This is a genomic window from Bacillus sp. LSHTCR4, from assembly GCF_057197025.1.
Genome location: NZ_JBXUNO010000001.1, coordinates 1,808,360 through 1,827,431, shown reverse-complemented (window position 1 = coordinate 1,827,431; position 19,072 = coordinate 1,808,360). Strand labels below are relative to the sequence as shown.

At 31.5% G+C, this 19,072-nt stretch carries 19 protein-coding genes; 16 read left to right on the top strand and 3 right to left on the bottom strand.

The features are described 5' to 3' along the window. Nucleotides 1-943, top strand: a 943-nt coding sequence (locus AC2CGR_RS09425) for a BC_2427 family protein (RefSeq protein WP_484480769.1), incomplete at its 5' end; no start/stop codon positions are given. Between the two features lie 217 nt (nt 944-1,160). On the opposite strand, the gene AC2CGR_RS09420 is transcribed toward AC2CGR_RS09425, so the two are convergent. Next, nucleotides 1,161-1,592 carry a GNAT family N-acetyltransferase gene (locus AC2CGR_RS09420; RefSeq protein WP_131102400.1) on the bottom strand — a complete coding sequence of 144 codons (432 nt, stop codon included), beginning with the start codon at nt 1,590-1,592 and terminating at the stop codon, nt 1,161-1,163. A gap of 834 nt (nt 1,593-2,426) precedes the next feature. Between AC2CGR_RS09420 and AC2CGR_RS09415 the strand changes: the two genes are divergently transcribed. The 4 genes from AC2CGR_RS09415 to AC2CGR_RS09400 all read left to right on the top strand — a co-directional run bounded on the left by AC2CGR_RS09415 (nt 2,427) and on the right by AC2CGR_RS09400 (nt 5,436). After that, nucleotides 2,427-3,059, top strand: a complete 633-nt coding sequence (locus AC2CGR_RS09415) for a spore coat protein (protein ID WP_071679724.1) — start codon at nt 2,427-2,429, stop codon at nt 3,057-3,059. A 374-nt stretch (nt 3,060-3,433) separates the two neighbouring features. Further along, on the top strand, nt 3,434-3,634 hold the full coding sequence (locus tag AC2CGR_RS09410) for a spore coat protein W (protein WP_000342253.1): 201 nt from the start codon (nt 3,434-3,436) through the stop codon (nt 3,632-3,634). Between the two features lie 14 nt (nt 3,635-3,648). Continuing rightward, entirely contained in the window at nt 3,649-4,101 is a 453-nt protein-coding gene (locus AC2CGR_RS09405; RefSeq protein ID WP_000361679.1) for a spore coat protein, read from the top strand. A 474-nt stretch (nt 4,102-4,575) separates the two neighbouring features. Next, entirely contained in the window at nt 4,576-5,436 is an 861-nt protein-coding gene (locus AC2CGR_RS09400) for a DegV family protein (protein WP_000538273.1), read from the top strand. Nucleotides 5,437-5,469: 33 nt separating this feature from the next. Here the strand turns inward: AC2CGR_RS09400 and AC2CGR_RS09395 are convergent, their stop codons facing one another. Continuing rightward, complete coding sequence (locus AC2CGR_RS09395) at nt 5,470-5,904, bottom strand: Lrp/AsnC family transcriptional regulator (RefSeq protein ID WP_131102396.1); 435 nt, start codon at nt 5,902-5,904, stop codon at nt 5,470-5,472. Nucleotides 5,905-6,046: 142 nt separating this feature from the next. On the opposite strand from AC2CGR_RS09395, the gene AC2CGR_RS09390 reads away from it, so the two are divergent. The 8 genes from AC2CGR_RS09390 (at nt 6,047) to AC2CGR_RS09355 (ending at nt 14,446) form a co-directional block, all read left to right on the top strand. Then, entirely contained in the window at nt 6,047-7,315 is a 1,269-nt protein-coding gene (locus AC2CGR_RS09390; RefSeq protein WP_484480768.1) for an APC family permease, read from the top strand. A 115-nt stretch (nt 7,316-7,430) separates the two neighbouring features. Then, nucleotides 7,431-9,014 (top strand): M3 family metallopeptidase, encoded by a 1,584-nt coding sequence (locus AC2CGR_RS09385; protein ID WP_484480767.1) that lies wholly within the window; start codon nt 7,431-7,433, stop codon nt 9,012-9,014. Nucleotides 9,015-9,026: 12 nt separating this feature from the next. Then, nucleotides 9,027-9,779: a WecB/TagA/CpsF family glycosyltransferase gene (locus AC2CGR_RS09380; RefSeq protein WP_131102390.1), complete on the top strand. Its 753-nt coding sequence runs from the start codon at nt 9,027-9,029 to the stop codon at nt 9,777-9,779. A 15-nt stretch (nt 9,780-9,794) separates the two neighbouring features. Beyond that, the gene (locus AC2CGR_RS09375) at nt 9,795-10,793 is read left to right on the top strand and encodes a phosphotransferase enzyme family protein (protein ID WP_270185066.1); all 999 of its coding nucleotides are present in this window, start codon (nt 9,795-9,797) and stop codon (nt 10,791-10,793) included. Between the two features lie 21 nt (nt 10,794-10,814). Continuing rightward, nucleotides 10,815-12,191, top strand: a complete 1,377-nt coding sequence (locus AC2CGR_RS09370) for a 5'-methylthioadenosine/adenosylhomocysteine nucleosidase (RefSeq protein WP_087963896.1) — start codon at nt 10,815-10,817, stop codon at nt 12,189-12,191. Nucleotides 12,192-12,435: 244 nt separating this feature from the next. Next, complete coding sequence (locus AC2CGR_RS09365) at nt 12,436-13,140, top strand: alpha/beta hydrolase (RefSeq protein ID WP_484480766.1); 705 nt, start codon at nt 12,436-12,438, stop codon at nt 13,138-13,140. A gap of 250 nt (nt 13,141-13,390) precedes the next feature. Then, the gene (locus tag AC2CGR_RS09360; protein ID WP_087963898.1) at nt 13,391-13,849 is read left to right on the top strand and encodes a GNAT family N-acetyltransferase; all 459 of its coding nucleotides are present in this window, start codon (nt 13,391-13,393) and stop codon (nt 13,847-13,849) included. A gap of 84 nt (nt 13,850-13,933) precedes the next feature. Continuing rightward, a complete protein-coding gene (locus AC2CGR_RS09355) occupies nt 13,934-14,446 on the top strand; it encodes a DinB family protein (RefSeq protein ID WP_087963899.1) in 513 nt (170 codons plus the stop codon). A 44-nt stretch (nt 14,447-14,490) separates the two neighbouring features. Here the strand turns inward: AC2CGR_RS09355 and AC2CGR_RS09350 are convergent, their stop codons facing one another. Beyond that, nucleotides 14,491-14,907 (bottom strand): hypothetical protein, encoded by a 417-nt coding sequence (locus AC2CGR_RS09350; RefSeq protein WP_484480765.1) that lies wholly within the window; start codon nt 14,905-14,907, stop codon nt 14,491-14,493. Nucleotides 14,908-15,028: 121 nt separating this feature from the next. Here AC2CGR_RS09350 and AC2CGR_RS09345 point away from each other — a divergent pair, with 121 nt between their 5' ends. The 3 genes from AC2CGR_RS09345 to AC2CGR_RS09335 all read left to right on the top strand — a co-directional run bounded on the left by AC2CGR_RS09345 (nt 15,029) and on the right by AC2CGR_RS09335 (nt 19,043). Then, nucleotides 15,029-15,676, top strand: coding sequence for a response regulator transcription factor (locus AC2CGR_RS09345; RefSeq protein WP_087963901.1), 648 nt, complete (start codon nt 15,029-15,031; stop codon nt 15,674-15,676). Then, a complete protein-coding gene (locus tag AC2CGR_RS09340) occupies nt 15,669-17,045 on the top strand; it encodes a HAMP domain-containing sensor histidine kinase (protein ID WP_087963902.1) in 1,377 nt (458 codons plus the stop codon). The genes AC2CGR_RS09345 and AC2CGR_RS09340 overlap by 8 nt, the downstream gene beginning before the upstream one ends. 201 nt (nt 17,046-17,246) lie before the next feature. Further along, on the top strand, nt 17,247-19,043 hold the full coding sequence (locus AC2CGR_RS09335; protein ID WP_087963903.1) for a Xaa-Pro dipeptidyl-peptidase: 1,797 nt from the start codon (nt 17,247-17,249) through the stop codon (nt 19,041-19,043). Nucleotides 19,044-19,072: the final 29 nt, after the last annotated feature.

Here is a 19,072-nt window from a genome sequence, read left to right as displayed (position 1 = left end):
TAAAGAACCAAAGTCAAAAAAAGAAGAAAAAGCAATACAAGCAGAGAAAGAAAATAAAGAACCAAAGTCAAAAAAAGAAGAAAAAGCAATACAAGCAGAAAAGGAAAATAAAGAACCAAAGTCAAAAAAAGAAGAAAAAGCAAATGAATCTGAGAAAAAAATTAAAAAAATTGTCCTAGGAAAAGAACATAAAACGAATGGATTAGAGGGCAAAAGTATAGATTCTGAATCAAAGATAGCGAATTCAGAACGTTTAATAGAAGTGAAAACCCCATTTTCTATTATTTCAGATGTTACTAGTTTTAAAAAATCCCCTAATATGAATGTGAAAAATCAAGAAGTATATGTATTTCGTAACGAAGAAGATGCAAGAGGACGTGAGCTGGCTTCTACGTTACTTACTACAATGGAATATTATCATGGGGAAATTGATTGTAATTTAGTTTCTTCAAACCTTCATGAAAAGAGGGTACTTTTAGAACTTTCTAATCAAAAAGAAAAAGGGAATATTGAAGAGAGTTGGGTAGGCTCATCTTCATGGATTCCTATCCACGGTATCATATTAGAGAAGGAAGTTGAAGCAGATGTAAATAATTATATAACTGCGAAATTACCAATAGAAATAGGGAGGTATAAAGGTGAAATTAGTTTAATAGAAAAGATTATTTTTAAAGAAACAGTTATAGAAATAAAAGAAGTATCACAGGAAATTATTGTAACAAACAAAGAATTCTTATTGCCAAAAATAATAAAGAAAGGAAAAAATCCATCTATAATTGAAAAAGGAAGCTTACGTGTAGAAGGCTATATATTTCAGTGTATTGAATTTACATCAGAACAAAGTGAAAATCATGATAAGATCTACCAGTTAATGCAAAATATTGTATTGGAACTAAACGTCCAATTATTACAAGAACAGGAAGTTCGTGTGCGAATTACATAAATGATTATATCACTATCAATTAGTTGAATTTTTTTAGGAGTTTGTAATAGAGAAACACAAAAAGTGCTAGCAAGTCTGCAAACAAGCTAGCTAACATGTATTGGAAGTGAAATACTGCCAATGTAGTAATTAACAATACGTTAATTAACTAGGTGAAACGTGATGAATCTTTTTTACATGTGGGGAAATACAAGGTGTTAAATCCTAATTTAGAAACTCACAACTTAAATAGTAAAACATGTTTATCATAAGTATCCAAACACCAGTTATATTTTTTTAGAATAATTGGATGGATAACCTCTTTTATGGCATCAACTTCAGTAAAGCCATATTTCTTATAAAAGTTTTCTAATTCCTCAAAAGGAAGACAATATACATTTTTTACTTGTAATTTTTTCGCAGTTACTACTAAAAATGATACAAGTTCCCCAGCTAATTGTAACCCTCTAAATTGAGGAAGAATAAAAATTCCACCCATTTCTAAAGTATCTTCATCTATTTGGACTAATCGTCCAACACCTGCATACTCATTGTTGTATGTAATAATTGCAACTTTATCTCTTTTTAAATCACTTCGTACAAATCCTATTGAGTCATATTGATTATTAATCCATTCTAAATCATTAGATGTAGCCATTTGGATACTCATAGACATCCTCCTTCGGAATACTAGCACTATCTTTATTATATAAAACATAAGATGCTATATCAAAAGAACCTTGATATAGCACATTTGCAAAATTTATTAGTTGAAGGTGTGGATTTGCTGGTATTGAAATGATAACTTCAACTAAAAGAGGATAAGAACCTTGTGAATTTAGTATAAAACTAGTTCGTGTGTTTGGTAACGCATTATTATTTAAGCGTATAGAGTTTATAGGCTTATTTTAATTGGTGTAGTTACTATATTATTGGAACTAGTAAGGAAATATAATAATCACCAGCCTGAGTGATAAAAATCGTATTAGGATTTAGCAAAAAAAAACCTCCTGAAAAAGAAAAGGGATTTAAAAATAAGAGCACTTCGGAAAGTGCTCTTCTGTAACGACTATCCACTCTAAAAAGAAAGGATGCAATATATCATATGAAGTTAAGTGTATTTAATTATGTGTCTTTTGTATAAAAATTTTTTGTTACAAATAAAAAGGCGGTTGTTTCCGCAACCACCTTTCAGTAAAACAAAGCACTTTTTATGAAATAAATTATGGATAATCCCTAAAAAAGGTTATAGGATATACCCACATTTTTATAACTAAAGTGACGAACTCAGGTTATAAGGAAGGAACAATTATATTGTATGAAATCTATTCTAGAGTAGTCACAAAGAAAGTTGTCTTCTTATTAGAAGGCAGCTTTTTTTATTAGAAAAAGAAGTAGAAGATTAAGTTACTTGTCCAAACAAATTTTAAAAAAATACATAAAATGCTATTAGTTAGTCAATATTTTAATATTGCTAATTTTTAAGACTAAAAGGGGTGATTTTATGTGTGAATGTGAAGTTTGTAGAAGAAAGAAAAATCGGGATCCATTAAACCGGGAGTTTGAGCCGAAGAAACGAGTTCCTGAGCCAAAAAAAGAGGATTGTGAGCCGAAAAAAGAGGATTGCGAGCCAAAAAAAGAGGATTGCGAGCCAAAAAAAGAGGATTGTGAGCCGAAAAAAGAGGACTGTGAGCCAAAAAAAGAGGATTGTGAGCCGAAAAAAGAAGATTGCGAATCATTAAATTATTATTCGTTTAGTAAAAATACAAATTTTTTAGAGGAAGCTATACAAACAGATAAAATCGATCAAATTTCTGAGGAATATATTGAAATAGTTGATTCAGCAGATGTACAAGTTACTACTACAGATACAAAAGCTGCGCTATCTATCCAAGCGGCATTACAAGCAGCTATTGTGGTTGTAGTAAGTATTTCTATAGCAGATAGTGAAAAGGCAGATAAAATAACACAAGAATTATTTCAAAAATCAGCTATTAAACAAATTAATAGACAAAAAACATTTATTAAAAATTCCAGAAACGTAACCGTAACAACTACTGATACAGATATTGCAGTGAATATTCAAATTCTCCTTCAAATTTTATTAGCTTTATTAGTTAAACTAAACATTTTATAAAGTGTCTATCCTATTGATATTTAGCTATAAGTTTTCACTCTAAGTAAACGTTTTTTGTTGTAACATATGGTACAAGCTTGGACTTCTTATTATGACTGAATTAATATTCAAGATAAATGAAAAAGCAAGTGTGGAAAACTACAAATAAAGTTGAAATACATTATTTAACAGTAAATGAAACTTATATTTATGTGAAGTGAAGGAAAGAAAGAAAGCTGACTTCTTATTAGAAGCCAGCTTTTTGAAGTTATTAGTAAAAAGAAGTGGAAAATAGAAGATTAAGTTACTTGTCCAAGCAATTTTTATTACATTACATATAATGCTCTTAGTTATTTGAAATTTTTATAGAAAATTGATTGGAGTGAATATTGTAAATGGATGATTTAAACAAATTTTCTTCCTTTAAGTTTGATAAGGATCAAAAGAATATAATTATAGACCTTTTACTCTCAGATATTTTTAATAGGCATGGGATAAATGAAGAAAAACTAAAAAATTTATCGCCAGAAAAAAAGCAGCAAATTAAAAGTATTGTTTCTGAAATACAATCACAAGTTAATAATTATTTAGATTGAAAGGGGGTGAACGTATGGACAAAACATGTCATTCAGATGAAAATAAAAAATGGAGTGCATTAGATTACTCAAATCCTCATCCATCTTTTAAAAATGCTAGTGTTTCAGAAGCAGCTGCGCAAGAAAGTAAAACTTACCAAATTTCTGAAGAATCAATTACAATTGTCGATTCAGCAGATGTAGAAGTTACTACTACAGATACAAAAGCTGCGTTATCTATTCAAGCGGCATTACAAGCAGCTATCGTGGTTATAATAAGTATTTCTATAGCAGATAGTGAAAAAGCTGATCGTGTTGCACAAGAATTGTTTCAAAAATCATCTATTAAACAAATTAATAAACAAGAAACTGTTATTAGAAATTCTAGAAATGTTACAGTTACGACTACTGATACAGACATAGCAGTAAATGTTCAAATTCTTCTCCAAATTTTATTAGCGTTACTAGTTAAATTAAATATTTTATAAAATGTTTAACTTGTTTTTTATCCAGTGATTCTTACAGGTGAATATTTACTGTTTTAATTATAGTACAGGCTATAAATATTAATCATAACTGGACTAATATTTAACATCGCTAAAATAATAATGAGAGCAATGTGATGGAAAATGAAGTTTGGTTATTTTATGAAAATTTAAAAGCCATTTCCTTTATTGGATTTGGCTTTTAAATTTTAAACAGTATGAATTTGAAAAGATTATATTAAGATAAAGAATTAAAATATAATGATACAAAATACTTATAAAATTATTCGTGTTTTAGAAAAATAATAAGAAAAAGGTGTTTAAAATAGAATCATTTGTATTAACAGTTCAAGTTTTGAAGAATAGTGCATACAATATAAAGTGTTTTCCTTTCTTCATTTAAGTTTTACGTATATAATTTAAAGGTACTATTTTTATTTTATTATTTTATATTTATAACAGAATAGAGGTTTAAAAATGGGTGTTAAAATCATTACGGATAGTGCGGCGGATTTACCAGTAGAATTGCTGCAAGCATATGATATTGATTTAATTCCACTCCGTGTATATGATGAAGCAGAAACAGAGTATTTAGATGGAGTAACATTAGAGTCAGTTACATTATTGCAAAAAATGAGAGAAGGCGCTGTTTATAGAACGTCATTGCCTTCACTTGAAACTTTCCAAGAAAAATTTGTTTCTTATGCAAAAGAAGGTAATCCTTGTATATATTTAGCTTTTTCATCTGAACTGTCTGGTACATATCAATCATCAGTTCTCATTAAAGAGGAAGTAAAAGAAACATATGCTAACTTAGATTTAGAAATTATTGATACAAAATGTGCTTCGCTTGGTCAAGGTCTTGTTGTTTTAGAAGCTGCTAAAATGGCAAAAGACGGTGCATCAAAAGAAGATATTTTAAAACGTGTAGATTTTCTAATGAACCATATGGAACATATCTTCACTGTAGCTGACTTACAGTACTTAGTGAGAGGTGGACGTTTAAGTAAAGTTGCAGGATTTATCGGTGGTTTACTAAACATTAAGCCGATCTTAAACGTGGAAGAAGGAAAACTCGTACCACTTGAAAAAGTACGAGGGAAAAAGAAAGTATTGAGCCGTATTGTTGATATTATGGAAGAACGCGGAAAAGAGCTTAAAGGTCAAACAATTGGTATGACTCATGGCGACGACTTAGAAACAGCTGAAGCATTAAAAGCATTAATTACAGAAAGATTTGGCTGTGAAGTATTTATCGTAAATACAATTGGTGCAGCAATCGGAGCACATACAGGACCTGGCGTTATAACGTTGTTTTTCTTAAATGAAGTAGAGTAAAGGATTGATCTTTTGATCAATCCTTTTTTCTTATTAATCTGTAATAATCGGTCGATATGGTATCGGTGAAGATAAAATCATCGAAGTTTTGACTGTTCCAAATGGTATAACGATATCAATTAATTCCTCTAATTCTTTCATAGAGTGAACCGCTACCTTTAAATAATAGCTACTTTCACCTGTTACTCGATGACATTCGAGTATTCTATATTCTACGTAGATTTTCTCCTCAAATTTTTTGCAAGGAATCTTTAGATTTTCAATTCTTAAAAATGCTTGAATTGATTTTCCTACTGCATCTAATGATATCCGTGCAGTATATTTCTCGATTATTCCAGTATCTTGTAATCTCTTTAGCCTTTCGGTAACACTAGGGCGGCTGAGGTGTAAGTGCTCAGTCATTTCTGTAATCGTCATTCTCGCATCTTCTTGTAGTAATAACGTAATTTTCTTGTCAATTTCATCCATGAATTATGCTCCTTTGCAAAATTGAAAGTAAATTTCTGAAATGAATACATAATATAAAATCCAATGTTAAATTACATACACTTTTGTATATTGAATAGAATGATAACTTTCTATAATTAAAATATAAATGGAGGTGCATGTAATGTCTAATCATTTTGATGAAACAATTTCTATTAAAAAGGGAACAGCCTTATACGTCGGAGCGGTTCTAGGATCAGGAATTCTTATATTACCTGGTATGACAGCGAGTGTAGCAGAGGGGAATGCAATTGTTTCTTGGCTTATTATGATATCACTTAGTATTCCACTTGCATTCACATTCGCATTTTTATCGATTGAGCATCCAAGTGCTGGTGGAATAGCTACTTTTGCAGAAAAAGCTTTCGGTAAAAAGATAGGTGCTATTATAGGATGGTGTTTTTTTATTGCAGGTAGTGTTGGGCAAATTGTTGTCTCAATGACTGGTGGAATGTATATAGTGAGAGTGTTTGATTTATCATCATATTTTTCTTATGTTATAGCACTTATTATTTTAAGTATTTCAATTGGTTTCAATTTATATGGGTTAAAAATGACTGGGTGGTTTCAAGTATGTATTGGTGTATTAACTTTCTTTATTTTAATTGTAACAATTATTAGTTCACTACCTTATATTGAAATGAAAAATACAAACGTACATATTTCTATGCAAGAAATAGACCCAATCATAAAAGCATCATTATTAATTTTTTGGTCTTTTTTCGGCTGGGAAGCTATTGCAAGTTTAGCTCCTGAATTTAAATCACCTAGAAAAAGAAATATTATTTTATCTACGGGATTTGCGATTGTTATTATTGGGGTTTTATATATAGGTATTGCATTATCAGTAATTGGAACGAAATCCTATCATATCAATGCTGATAATACTACATCTCTTGTGCTTGTAATGAAGCAAGCATTAGGCGACCAATTTGCATGGATAATTGGATTTGTAGCTTTTATCATTTGTTTAGGGACGACAAATGCATTTATCGCAAGTATGGGGCGCTTAGGTTATTCACTAGGAAAAGAAGAAGTTGCACCGCGTTATTTAGCGCATATTAATAAAAAAAGAGAAACACCAACAAATGCAGTAAAAGTTGTAAGTTTTATTGCAATAATAGGTTTGTTAATAAGTTTCGTTTTCCAGATTAGCATAGATAAAATTGTTTTAATACCGAATTCGTTAGGAATTGTTACATATATAGTCGGTACTGCCGCTGGGATGAAATTAATAAAGAATAAGTTAGGTAAAATTTTTTCTATAGTGGCTTTTACATGTTGCGTAGTAGTTTATCCTTTTATTGGAGGTGTAATATTGATTCCAGTAGCCGTAGCATTCATATGTTTATGGTATGTGCGTTTCAGTAGCAGAATAAAAGAATATAAATAAGAATGCGCTTATAGAAATCTAAATATTTAAAGATGTTAAAATTTTACCACTTCATATATAATTGTGTAGGGAGAAATATCTGTAACTATTTGTAAAAATAGGGGGCGGCTATAAAATGCATGAAATTGCTAGATGGGATTTAGATCGATTATATACGTGTGGAGACATTATATTTCCAATATTGGAGTTAAAAGAGCAATATATTGTGACAAAGGACGTAGAAATCCTTTCAAAACTTATTCAAGCTATTGAAAAAGCAGAATACTATTTGTACTGTCGATTGACTGAAGAAAGTGTTTCATCTGACATTACTAGATTGACTGTGAAAGTAAAGGAACTAAAAAGTGAAGTGCAGCAAGTCATACAGCAAAGTGAAGTGGAAATTACTGATAATACTAGGCTAATAAAAGATGAACTACATGCGTGGGAAAATATGTACATACAATTAAGGAATAGGATAGAAATAGAGCACAATAATAAGCAATTATCATTTGGACAAGCAAATCATGTTGCAATGAATAGTGATAATGAAAAGGAAAGACTAGAAGTATTCGAGTTATTAACATGTGCTTTACATAAGGAGAAAGAAATTTTTGCTACTGTATTAAATCAAATAGGAAGATTGCGTAATACAAAGAGTAATGAATTAGAAGATAGAGAGATTTTAGCAAGGTCCCTTCATGCGAATGGTGTATCAGAAACTGTATTATTACAAATATGGAATGCGACAGAAGAAAATCTAGATAAATTAGTTAGTGCTTTAAATGTGTATAAGAAAGGCAGAGCTTCGATTACATGGCATGAACTTATGACAGTAAAGGAGAATAATGAGGTTATTATTCCTTTTTCAGTAGCAGTACAAAACATATACGATGCATTAAAAAATATAGATGAAGAATTAGCAGAATTTGCACGGAATGCAATAGAGAATGGATGGGTAGATGCGGAGCCGAGAGATAATAAAGCACCAGGCGGGTTTTGCGCTCCTTTCTTCAGTGAGAAAGAATCGCGAATTTCAATGCGTTATGATGGAAGTATTGATAGTGTAAGAGTACTTGCACATGAACTAGGACATGCTTGGCATTTTTATAATATGAGTTTTGAACCATCCTCTTCTTTTTTAGATGATTATTTGCCAATGAGTACAGCTGAATCAGCATCTACTTTCTTTGAAACAGTGCTTATAAATTATCTAATTCAAACAACAGATAGTATAGATATAAAAAAGTCATTGCTTAGCTGGAAAATAAGAAACTGTTTTAATTATGTAATGGCAATTCGAGCATCGTTCGAATTTGAGAAGAACTTTTATGAAAAATGTAAAGAAAGTCCTTTAAGTGCTGATCAAATCGAGAAATTATCTATAGTAGCGCAAGAAAAAGCATACGGGAATGCATTATCAGAATATCAGCCATTTGTTTGGATGAAATATGTTCAGTTTTATATAGCGGATGTTCCTTTTTATAATTATCCATACACATTTGGCTATTTAGTTAGTTTTAGTTTATTAGAAATAGCTAAAGAAAGGAAAAGTACTTTTCACTTGAAATATAAAGAGTTTTTACGAGAAACAGGAAAAGCTCCAGTGGAAGAACTTATGAAAAAACATTTTGAAATAGATATAACGAGCTATGAATTTTGGGATAAAGCCTTTAAACAAATTTCTAAAGATATTGATGAATATTTGCGACTTATGTAAGGAGAGAGTATAGTGGATCACCAACTTATAAAGGGAATACCTTTTTCAACTTTAGAATATACAAAAGCTATAAGTTTATTAAAAAGTTGGCTACATGAAAAACAAGAGAAACCAAGATTTGTAGTAACTGCAAATCCTGAAATTGTGATGTCTGCAAAGGAAAGCACAGCTAAATCTAAACAGTTTAAAAAGATGCTACTATCTGCGGATTTAATAACAGCGGATGGAATTGGTGTCATAATTGGCTCGAAAATATTAAAAGGAACGCTGAAAGAACGCGTCACAGGCGCAGATATCACTCACGATTTAATAAAATATTGTAACGATAATAGATACCGCGTCTTTCTTTTTGGTGCTGCTCCAGATAGTAATAAAAAGGCATTAGAAAAATTAAATGAGCAGTTCCCGGGAGCACAGTTTAAGGGACAGCATGGATTTGTAAATGGTGAAGAAATAGAAGGAGTAAAAATGAAAATAAAGCAATTCAAGCCGCACTTACTGCTAGTAGGACTAGGTTCACCAAAACAAGAAGAATTCATCTATGAAAACATACAAACATTAAACATTCCACTATCTATTGGTATTGGAGGTATGATCGATATATTATCTGGTACTGTAAAAAGAGCACCAAAAATTATGAGGGATACTGGAACTGAATGGCTGTATAGGTTACTTTCGCAGCCGAAAAGATTTAAGAGACAACTTGTACTTCCGAAATTTTTAATTTCAGTTATGGTAGAGAGGATGAAAGGAACAGCAAGTTAAGAAAGGATAAAAAAGATGATAGAGCCGTTATCTAATGAAAAAGCTAAAATGATATTACAAGAGCTGCAAGTAGAGTGCGAATCTTTATTGGAATTTAAAATACAAAAAGTAATTCCAATCCATCGTGGTTGGTTAAACTTAAAGTGGAAACTCGAAACGGATGTAGGGAACTTTGTATTAAAGCAATATAATAAAGAACGATTTAAGTTATATAACCCATTGACGTTATTGCAAGCATTACAACAACAGCAAAGATTACATAATAATGGTGTAAGATGCCCAAAATTGTTAACTTATAAAAATAATGTAATGCATATATCAAAAACTAATGAAAGATTTATAGTATTAGAACATAAAGAAGGTAATCTAGTCTCACCAGGAAAGGTGAATGAAAAGGAAATCCACTCTCTTGGTCAGACGATAGGTCATATGCATAAATTGTTAAATGACGGCACTTTAATAGAAGGAGAAATCCCTAAATTTGTTCCGCCTACTAAAGAGGAAAGGTTGACCCATTGGGAAGAGAAAAGGAGAGAAGCTGAGAAGCTAGGGAAAGAGCACATTCTTCCTTATATAAAATTACAACAAGAGGCAACACAATTGGTAAATGTAGATCAATTTTATAATAGTAAAAAGGGATGGGTGCACCGCGATCTGTGGGTAGATAATTTCTTATTCCATAACGATAAAGTCTCAGCAATTCTAGATTTTGATCGTATGGATTATGATTATGTAGAATTGGATATTGGGCGTGCGGTTATCTCTTGTGCCTTACATGATGGGGGTTTAAATAAAAGTCTTGTTGCATCATTTTTAGAAGGGTACCGCAATGAATTAGACTTTCCAGTAGGGAATATTGTTCGGGCAATTCAAATGCTTTGGTACATGGAGAGTACTTGGTGGATTCATGCCAATATGGATCAGCATAGTGTACCACCTTCACGTTTTGCGGATGAAATGAATTGGATAGCTGAAAATTACGGTGCATTACATAATATGTTGGCAGGCTTATAAGTGGAAAAGGAGACTATATTCATGAATAAAATCGGCATTATCGGAGCAATGCAAATTGAAATAGACTTACTTTTAGAAAAATTAGTTATACAAGAGGAACAAACAATTGCGGGAATGCCTTTTTACATTGGTGAATTCATGGGAACAGAAATAATTGTTACAAGATGTGGTGTAGGGAAAGTTAATGCAGCCGCATGTACGCAAACGTTAATTCATAAATTTGATGTAGATGCTATCATCAATACCGGTGTTGCTGGAGGATTACATCCGGATGTAAAAGTTGGCGATGTAGTTATTTCAACTAACGTAACTCATCATGATGTAAGTAAGACTCAAATGAAAAATTTATTCCCATTTCAAGAAGAGTTTATCGCAAATAAGGAATTAATGGAGTTAGCACGTACTGCATGCAATAGTAGTAGTTTACATATTGGGGTTCATGAAGGAAGAATCGTAAGCGGTGAATGTTTTGTTGAAGATTCAAACCTAAAAGCGAAATTAATAGATGAATATGCACCGCATTGTACAGAAATGGAAGGTGCAGCAATTGGACATGTTGCCTACATAAATGAAGTACCGTTTCTCGTAATACGATGTATTTCTGACAGTGCAGACGATGAAGCACAAATTTCTTATGATGACTTCGCGAAAACGGCCGCAAACTATTGTTCAGAAATTATCGTTGAGATGTTGAAAAATATATCGAGTAAAACTTATAGTTCAAAAGGAGGGAATGAAATGTTACAAGCATTAATTTTTGATATGGACGGAACGTTATTTCAAACAGATAAAATTTTAGAATTATCGTTAGATGATACTTTTGATCATTTACGTTCATTACAATTATGGGATACGGTAACACCTATTGATAAGTACCGTGAAATTATGGGCGTGCCGTTACCGAAAGTTTGGGAAGCTTTATTACCGGATCATTCTCTTGAAATAAGAGAACAAACAGATGCATATTTTTTAGAAAGATTAATTGAAAACATTAAGAGCGGAAAAGGTGCTTTATATCCGAATGTAAAAGAAATTTTTACATATATAAAAGAAAATAATTGTTCAATTTATATTGCTAGTAATGGTTTAACTGAATATTTACGAGCAATTGTATCTTATTATGAGTTAGATCAATGGGTTACTGAAACGTTTAGTATTGAACAAATAAACTCACTTAATAAAAGCGACTTAGTAAAAAGTATTTTGAACAAATATGATATAAAAGAAGCAGCGGTAGTCGGGGATCGTTTATCTGATATAAACGCAGCTAAAGATAATGGCTTGATTGCAGTTGGTTGCAATTTTGATTTTGCACAAGAAGATGAGCTTGCCCAGGCAGATATAGTAATAGATGATTTAATGGAGTTGAAGGGGATACTATCTGCTGTGCAAAGATAATAAAGGTGTTTAAAAATCCTCTTTCTACTAACGGAATACATTAGCTCAATAGGGAACCCAAAAAAGTACTTGTGGCTTTTGAAGAAATGGAAAAAAGAAAGAGTTAAATACAAAGTAGACTCTGTAATAAAGAGGTAGAGAGATAGTATAATTCATTTGTGATAAATTAGTAATAGTTTGATTTGGATTATAAAGTGTGTGCGTTTTTTACCAAGTCCTATATGTCTTATTCTATGGAGGGAATATGCTTAAAAATAATTTTAAAATTAGTAATATTCCTGTGGTTTTATGGGGAGATAAGAGTGAGAAGATTTTTATTGCAGTACATGGAAATATGTCAAATAAGGAAGATGCAGTTATTCAAATACTAGCTGAAGAAGCTAATCAAAAAGGTTATCAAGTATTAAGCTTTGATTTACCTGAGCATGGAGAAAGAACAAATGATAATACAATTTGCAAAGTACAAGTTTGTGTTAGTGAATTATCTATAATTATGAATTACGCAAAAGAACATTGGAAAGAAGTAAGTGTGTTTGCATGTAGTATCGGAGCTTATTTTAGCCTTTTAGCTTATCAAAATGATGTGATAGAAAAGGCGTTATTTTTATCACCGGTAGTTAATATGGAACGAATTATCGAAAATATGATGAAATGGTTTAATGTAACACCAGAGCTTTTGCAAAAAGAAATGATTATAGAGACACCGATTGGTCAAAAGTTATATTGGGATTATTTATGCTATGTAAAAGAACATCCTATTAATACATGGAATACAGATACATATATTATGTATGGAGCTAAGGATGAACTGTGTGAATTTGAAACTATAAACTATTTTACAAAAAAGCATCGTTGTGAATTAGAGGTCGTGGAGACAGGTGAACATTATTTTCATACTGAGGAACAGTTAAAGGTATTTGAACAGTGGTTATACAAACATATAGATTAACAAATTATAACTTAACTTGAACATGTTAGAGTAGAATGGTGAATTTATAAACTGATATTATTTTTGAGAGACACTATAAATGTAAGGGTATTCATTTAAGCAAACAGCTGCTTTAGTTCATATATTATCGATTTACATCTGAAGTGAAGAATACACATACTACGAATTGAATAAGATAACAATCATAAAAATGCTCAGAATCCATAATTCTAGAGCATTTTTATGTATTTTCATAGTAAGGGGGATTTACTTGAAAGATATACATATTCAACAAATTGAAGATTTAATGATATACGAACACAAATATCTTGTTCAGGAAAGCAAAGACGAAGGATTTTATTTCCTAATAAAACTAATAAGTGAATATGAAAATAAAATAAACACATTTAATAAAACTGGTGAATGCTTATATGGGATTTTTCATGGGGAAAAGTTAATCGGAATAGGAGGGTTGAATGAGGATCCATATATAATAAACAATAAGATTGGTAGGGTAAGAAGATTTTATATTGCAAAAGAATATCGCCGGAAAGGATTAGGGAGGTTATTATTAGTGAGAATTATAAGCGATGCGAAAAAATATTTTAATATTGTTGTTTTAAATACAGATACAGTACAGGGTGACAAATTTTATACTTCGATTGGATTTGTGAAAGGGACAAAATATATGGGAGCGAGCCATTATTTGGACTTATATAAAAGGATGTAGTGAATTATTATTCACCCACAAAACAGAATGCTTGTTCTGTTTTGTGTGGATTGATGTTATAATTTATATGAATATGATATTAGAATGGGGAATTGGATGATGGGAGAAAATAAAATTATTAATGATTTCAATGAATATTCAATTTGGATAAATACATTGAAAGGTATGAAACAGGAATTGTGGGTGACACCAATATCAGAGGGGAAATGGACTATTGGCGAAATCATATCTCATATTATGAACTGGGATGACTATCTATTACGTGAGACATTATCATCAGTGAGAGATGGAAAGGGAATGGAGTTCCCTGATTTTGATACATATAATAAACTAGCATCTAGTTATGCCAAATCCGGTATATCTAAGATGAAACTTCTTGAAGAAGCAAAAGCTAAAAGAGAGTTACTCGTAAAAGAACTTAGATTACTGTCTGCTGGAAATCTAAAGAAACCTTTAACTGCCAATGGAGTATCACATTGTCCTCATACTGGAACGCCGTATTCTCTTATATATATTATTAAAGAATTTGTAGATCATGATAACCATCATAAAAGACAGGTTATTCATTTTTTAAATGAAAATCAAGTTGTTAATTGATAAAGAAAGATCCCACAAATGATATTTATGGGATCTTTCTTACATTATAATTTAACATTCATTTCTTTCAATAGTCCCTTCGGATCACCTTTTATATAATAGAAATGTGGATTATTTTCATCGTCGTAAAGCATAATATAAGGTTTTTCGTTAAGTGGTAGAAGAATAAGCACTTCATCAATTGTTGTTTGTAGCCATTGATTTGTTATAGAAACTGGTTTAGATAAAGGGATTTTTATCATGTGACCATCTTTTGGAACGACATTTAAGTTTTTGAACGGGCCAGTAATGGATTTAGCATATTGAATAGCTTCTTTTTGAATAGCTGGATCTAAAGATTGTTTTTGAACGACCATTTCTTTTTGACAATCAAATACTTCAATTTGTTGATTTGTATTTGCGAACGTATTTGTTGATAATAAGAAGAAAAGAAGAGTAATGACTCCAATTTTTTTAATCATAATACAACACCTCGTCTTTACTATACCCTTAAAAAGTTCAAATATTTTTCTGTCACATTTATGTAACAAAGAAGTTGTATAATACAATTGGTTTTTGTTTAAAAGCAATGGAGGATAATTCATGAAAGTATTAATTGCAGATGATGAACAAGATATGTTAAGGATTTTAAAAGCTTATTTTGAAAAAGAAGGCTTCGAAGTGTTATTAGCGAAAAATGGAGAGGAAGCACTTCAAATATTTTATGATGAGAAAATTGATTTAGCTATTTTAGATTGGATGATGCCGAAATATAGTGGCATTACTGTCTGTCAGGAAATAAAAAAGAATTCAAGCGTAAAAGTATTAATGCTTACGGCGAAAAGTGAAAGCGAAGATGAATTAGCAGCGCTTCAAAGCGGGGCAGATGAATACGTAAAAAAACCATTTCATCCAGGTGTATTAATCACTAGGGCGAAAAAGCTTATACAGCATGATGATGTCATTCAAGTTCAAGATTTGAAAATAGATTTTACTAAAAATAAAGTTTATAAAAATGACAAAGAGTTAGATATTACAAAAACAGAGCTAGAATTAATAAAGTGTTTTTTAAATCATAAAGGCATGATTTTAACTCGTAAAAAATTGTTAGATATCGTATGGGGATTTGACTATTTTGGAGAAGAGCGAACTGTTGATACACATGTAAGAAGATTACGTAAAAAAGTAGGAGAAAATATTATAAAGACGCATCGCGGGCTAGGATATAGTTTGGAGGAGCAGAGTGAATAAACTTGGAAAAAAGCTATTTCTCAGCATTTCTTTAACTGTTATTATTATTTTTACGATCTCTTTATTATTAATTAACTATCTTTTACCGAAATATAATATTTACAAAACGAGAGAGAACTTAAACTCATTTACAGTGCAAATACAAAATACACCTGTAAATGAGTTAGAAGATGTAATTCGTACAATTGAAAGTGAAAATAACGTTACGGTTGCATATACGTCAATCAATCAGTCAGAAGATGATATGAACGAAGCGTTACGCATGCAACTTACGAAAAAGAAAGTAGTTTTAAATAAACTGTGGATTACGAAAGACGAAGTCATGAAGGTGAAAGCGGAAGGGCAATCGAATAAACTGTATGATCAAGAGAAGTTAAAAGCGAGTTTTTTCGCTAAATATATTGCAAAAGATAATACGATAATTTTAATGGGAACTTCTATCGCACATTCAAATGAGGTTATAAAAACGTTAAATACATTTTACTTATACATAGTATGTTTCTCACTCATTCTTATTATTTTACTTGTGTGGATACTCTCAAAAATAATAACGACTCCATTGAAAGATCTAAGCGATGTAGCTCAGGATATTTCACATTTGAAGTTTAAAAGAACAAAAGTGAAAACGAATGATGAAATAGGAGAGTTAGCCGATAGTATTAATATCATGAGTGAAAAACTACATGAAGCACATCAAGATTTAACAGATCGTAATGAACATTTAAAACGATTTATGGGTGATGTGACGCATGAATTAAAGACACCAATTGCATTAGTAAAAGCATATTCTATGGGAATTAAGGATGGATTGGATGATGGGACATACGTAGATACAATTATTAAACAAACAGATCAAATATCAAACTTAATTGAAGAACTATTACGATTTTCGAAGTTAGAAAGAGATGTTTTACAAAAAGAAGAATTCCCTATTGAACCATTAGTCCGAAGTATAATAGATAAGCATAAAATTGAACTGGAGTCGAAAGAAATACAGTTGCAGACGAACAGTAATATTAAAAATCAGGTCATTTATGCGGATTTAAATAAAATGGGAATGGTGTTTCAAAATTTAATTTCTAACGCAATAAAATATACAGCAAATCAAAACATAATAATCACTTTAGAAGAGAGAAATAAAAGTGTATATTTTCAAATTAAAAATGGGATTAATGCAGAACAAATTAAAGATGTTGATAAAATTTGGGAACCTTTTTACGTCTTAGAATCTTCTCGTAGTAAAGATTATTCAGGTACAGGACTAGGCTTAGCGATCGTGAAAAGTATTTTAGAAAGACATGGTTTTGACTATGGCGTATGTACTAAAGAGGGAGAAATACGGTTTTATATTAATATGAAGAATGACTAATTCAATACAATTAGAAGCATCGTCTATTAATAGGCGATGTTTTTTATTAATTATATGAGAGCAGTAAATCAGAATATATAACCTCGAAAGCCCGTTGGAAGAGTGTTCTACAAATTTCTCAAGTTGTTGTATAAGGTATAAACTGAATTTTCAGTAATTTTATTATATAGTAAAAGGAGAAATATATGGGGAGGAAAGAGTATGGGGAAAAAGAAAATAGCCATTACATTATCAACAATCTTATCTTTATCAGTCACATCGGGAGTTTCTAGTATGACTGCTTATGCAGACAATAAAGAAACAAACTACATAACTGAGAATGATGTGAAGTTAAATGGGAAAGTTTCAGAAAGGTTACAATCAAATACGAAGATCGAATTAGAAAATGGGATGACAAAACCGATTTATTCACTTGATGAAGCAATTATTGAAAATTTATTTGTAGAAACGGAAGTAGATAGTGATCGAGATGGAAAAAAAGACCGAGTATCAGTAAAAGTTATGCGCCCAAAAACTGATTCAAATGTGAAAGTGCCAGTTATATATGAAATGAGTCCATATCGAGCTGGTTTAAAAGATGTTCCTGTATATAATGTAGATGAAGAATTGTATGCGTATGAAGGCAAACCGTATGGAGCTATTAATCTTGGTTCATACGGAAATTATTATGTACCAAGGGGCTATGCAGTTATTTTAGGTGAAAGTATTGGAACTGGAAAATCAGATGGATGTCCGACGACTGGGGATGAGCAAGAAATATTAGGGACAAAATCTGTTATTGATTGGGTAAATGGACGTGCGAAAGCATATACAGAATATGGTGAGGAAGTTAAGGCCGATTGGTCAACAGGAAATGTAGGTATGACAGGAGTCTCTTATAATGGTACGTTACCGAATGCTGTTGCGACGACTGGCGTTGAAGGGTTAAAAACAATTATACCAATCGCAGCGATTAGTAGTTGGTATGATTATTATCGTGCAAACGGTGCAGTCATTGCGCCAGGTGGATACCAAGGAGAAGATACAGATAATATGGCAGAAGCAGTATTAACAAGAGAAAATCCGGAAGTTTGTGGACAAGTAATAAAAGAGTTAACAACAGGGCAGGACCGGAAAACTGGTAATTATAATGGTTTTTGGGATAAACGTAATTATGTAAAAGATGCTAAAAACGTAAAGGCGAGTGTATTTGTTGTTCATGGTTTAAATGATTGGAATGTAAAGACGAAGCAGTTCTCGCAGTGGTGGGAAGCTCTTGGAGAGAATGGTGTCCCGCGTAAAATGTGGTTACATCAAGGTGGGCACGGTGGAACATCAACGAATGACTGGCAAAGAACACAAAATAAATGGTTCGATTACTGGCTGTATGGAATTGAAAATGGGATTATGAATGAACCAATGGTTGATGTACAACGTGAAAATAAAACTTGGGAAAAATTAAAAAATTGGCCGGATCCAGCAGCTGTACCGTCAAAAGTTCGTATGTATTTAAGTAACAAAGCAGTTAATTTACCATTAAGTATGGGTTCTTTTAATAAGATGTTTTCATTCGTAGATGATGCAAAAATGAAGTCAAACGAATTAGTAGCAAACCCAGAATTAGATGTAGCCAATCGATTAGTGTATACAATGCCTGTACTGCAAAAAGATACGCGTATAAGTGGTACACCAAAGATTTCAATTACAGGAAATATTGATCGATCTGTATCAAATTTAACAGCATTACTTGTTGACTATGGAGGAACGAAGCCGGAAATCGTAACACGAGGCTGGATGGATCCACAAAACGTAAAGAGTATAGAAAATTCAACAGCGATTCAACCGGGCAAAGATTATACATTTACATGGGACATGCAGCCAGACGATTATGTATTTAAAGCGGGGCATCAAATAGGGGTTGTTTTAATCGCTAGTGACTATGATTATACGATTAGACCGAAAGCTGGCACGAAGCTTACAGTAAAATTAAGTGAAGTGACATTGCCAATTGTGAAATAAATAGTGATGGGTAAAGAGCTTACTATATA

What these genes read in the sequence shown, in the direction of transcription:
- AC2CGR_RS09420 (WP_131102400.1), bottom strand. Translation starts at nt 1,592, where the DNA reads ATGAGTATCCAAATGGCTACATCTAATGATTTAGAATGGATTAATAAT.
- AC2CGR_RS09415 (WP_071679724.1), top strand. Translation starts at nt 2,427, where the DNA reads ATGTGTGAATGTGAAGTTTGTAGAAGAAAGAAAAATCGGGATCCATTA.
- AC2CGR_RS09410 (WP_000342253.1), top strand. Translation starts at nt 3,434, where the DNA reads ATGGATGATTTAAACAAATTTTCTTCCTTTAAGTTTGATAAGGATCAA.
- AC2CGR_RS09405 (WP_000361679.1), top strand. Translation starts at nt 3,649, where the DNA reads ATGGACAAAACATGTCATTCAGATGAAAATAAAAAATGGAGTGCATTA.
- AC2CGR_RS09400 (WP_000538273.1), top strand. Translation starts at nt 4,576, where the DNA reads ATGGGTGTTAAAATCATTACGGATAGTGCGGCGGATTTACCAGTAGAA.
- AC2CGR_RS09395 (WP_131102396.1), bottom strand. Translation starts at nt 5,904, where the DNA reads ATGGATGAAATTGACAAGAAAATTACGTTATTACTACAAGAAGATGCG.
- AC2CGR_RS09390 (WP_484480768.1), top strand. Translation starts at nt 6,047, where the DNA reads ATGTCTAATCATTTTGATGAAACAATTTCTATTAAAAAGGGAACAGCC.
- AC2CGR_RS09385 (WP_484480767.1), top strand. Translation starts at nt 7,431, where the DNA reads ATGCATGAAATTGCTAGATGGGATTTAGATCGATTATATACGTGTGGA.
- AC2CGR_RS09375 (WP_270185066.1), top strand. Translation starts at nt 9,795, where the DNA reads ATGATAGAGCCGTTATCTAATGAAAAAGCTAAAATGATATTACAAGAG.
- AC2CGR_RS09370 (WP_087963896.1), top strand. Translation starts at nt 10,815, where the DNA reads ATGAATAAAATCGGCATTATCGGAGCAATGCAAATTGAAATAGACTTA.
- AC2CGR_RS09365 (WP_484480766.1), top strand. Translation starts at nt 12,436, where the DNA reads ATGCTTAAAAATAATTTTAAAATTAGTAATATTCCTGTGGTTTTATGG.
- AC2CGR_RS09355 (WP_087963899.1), top strand. Translation starts at nt 13,934, where the DNA reads ATGGGGAATTGGATGATGGGAGAAAATAAAATTATTAATGATTTCAAT.
- AC2CGR_RS09350 (WP_484480765.1), bottom strand. Translation starts at nt 14,907, where the DNA reads ATGATTAAAAAAATTGGAGTCATTACTCTTCTTTTCTTCTTATTATCA.
- AC2CGR_RS09345 (WP_087963901.1), top strand. Translation starts at nt 15,029, where the DNA reads ATGAAAGTATTAATTGCAGATGATGAACAAGATATGTTAAGGATTTTA.
- AC2CGR_RS09335 (WP_087963903.1), top strand. Translation starts at nt 17,247, where the DNA reads ATGGGGAAAAAGAAAATAGCCATTACATTATCAACAATCTTATCTTTA.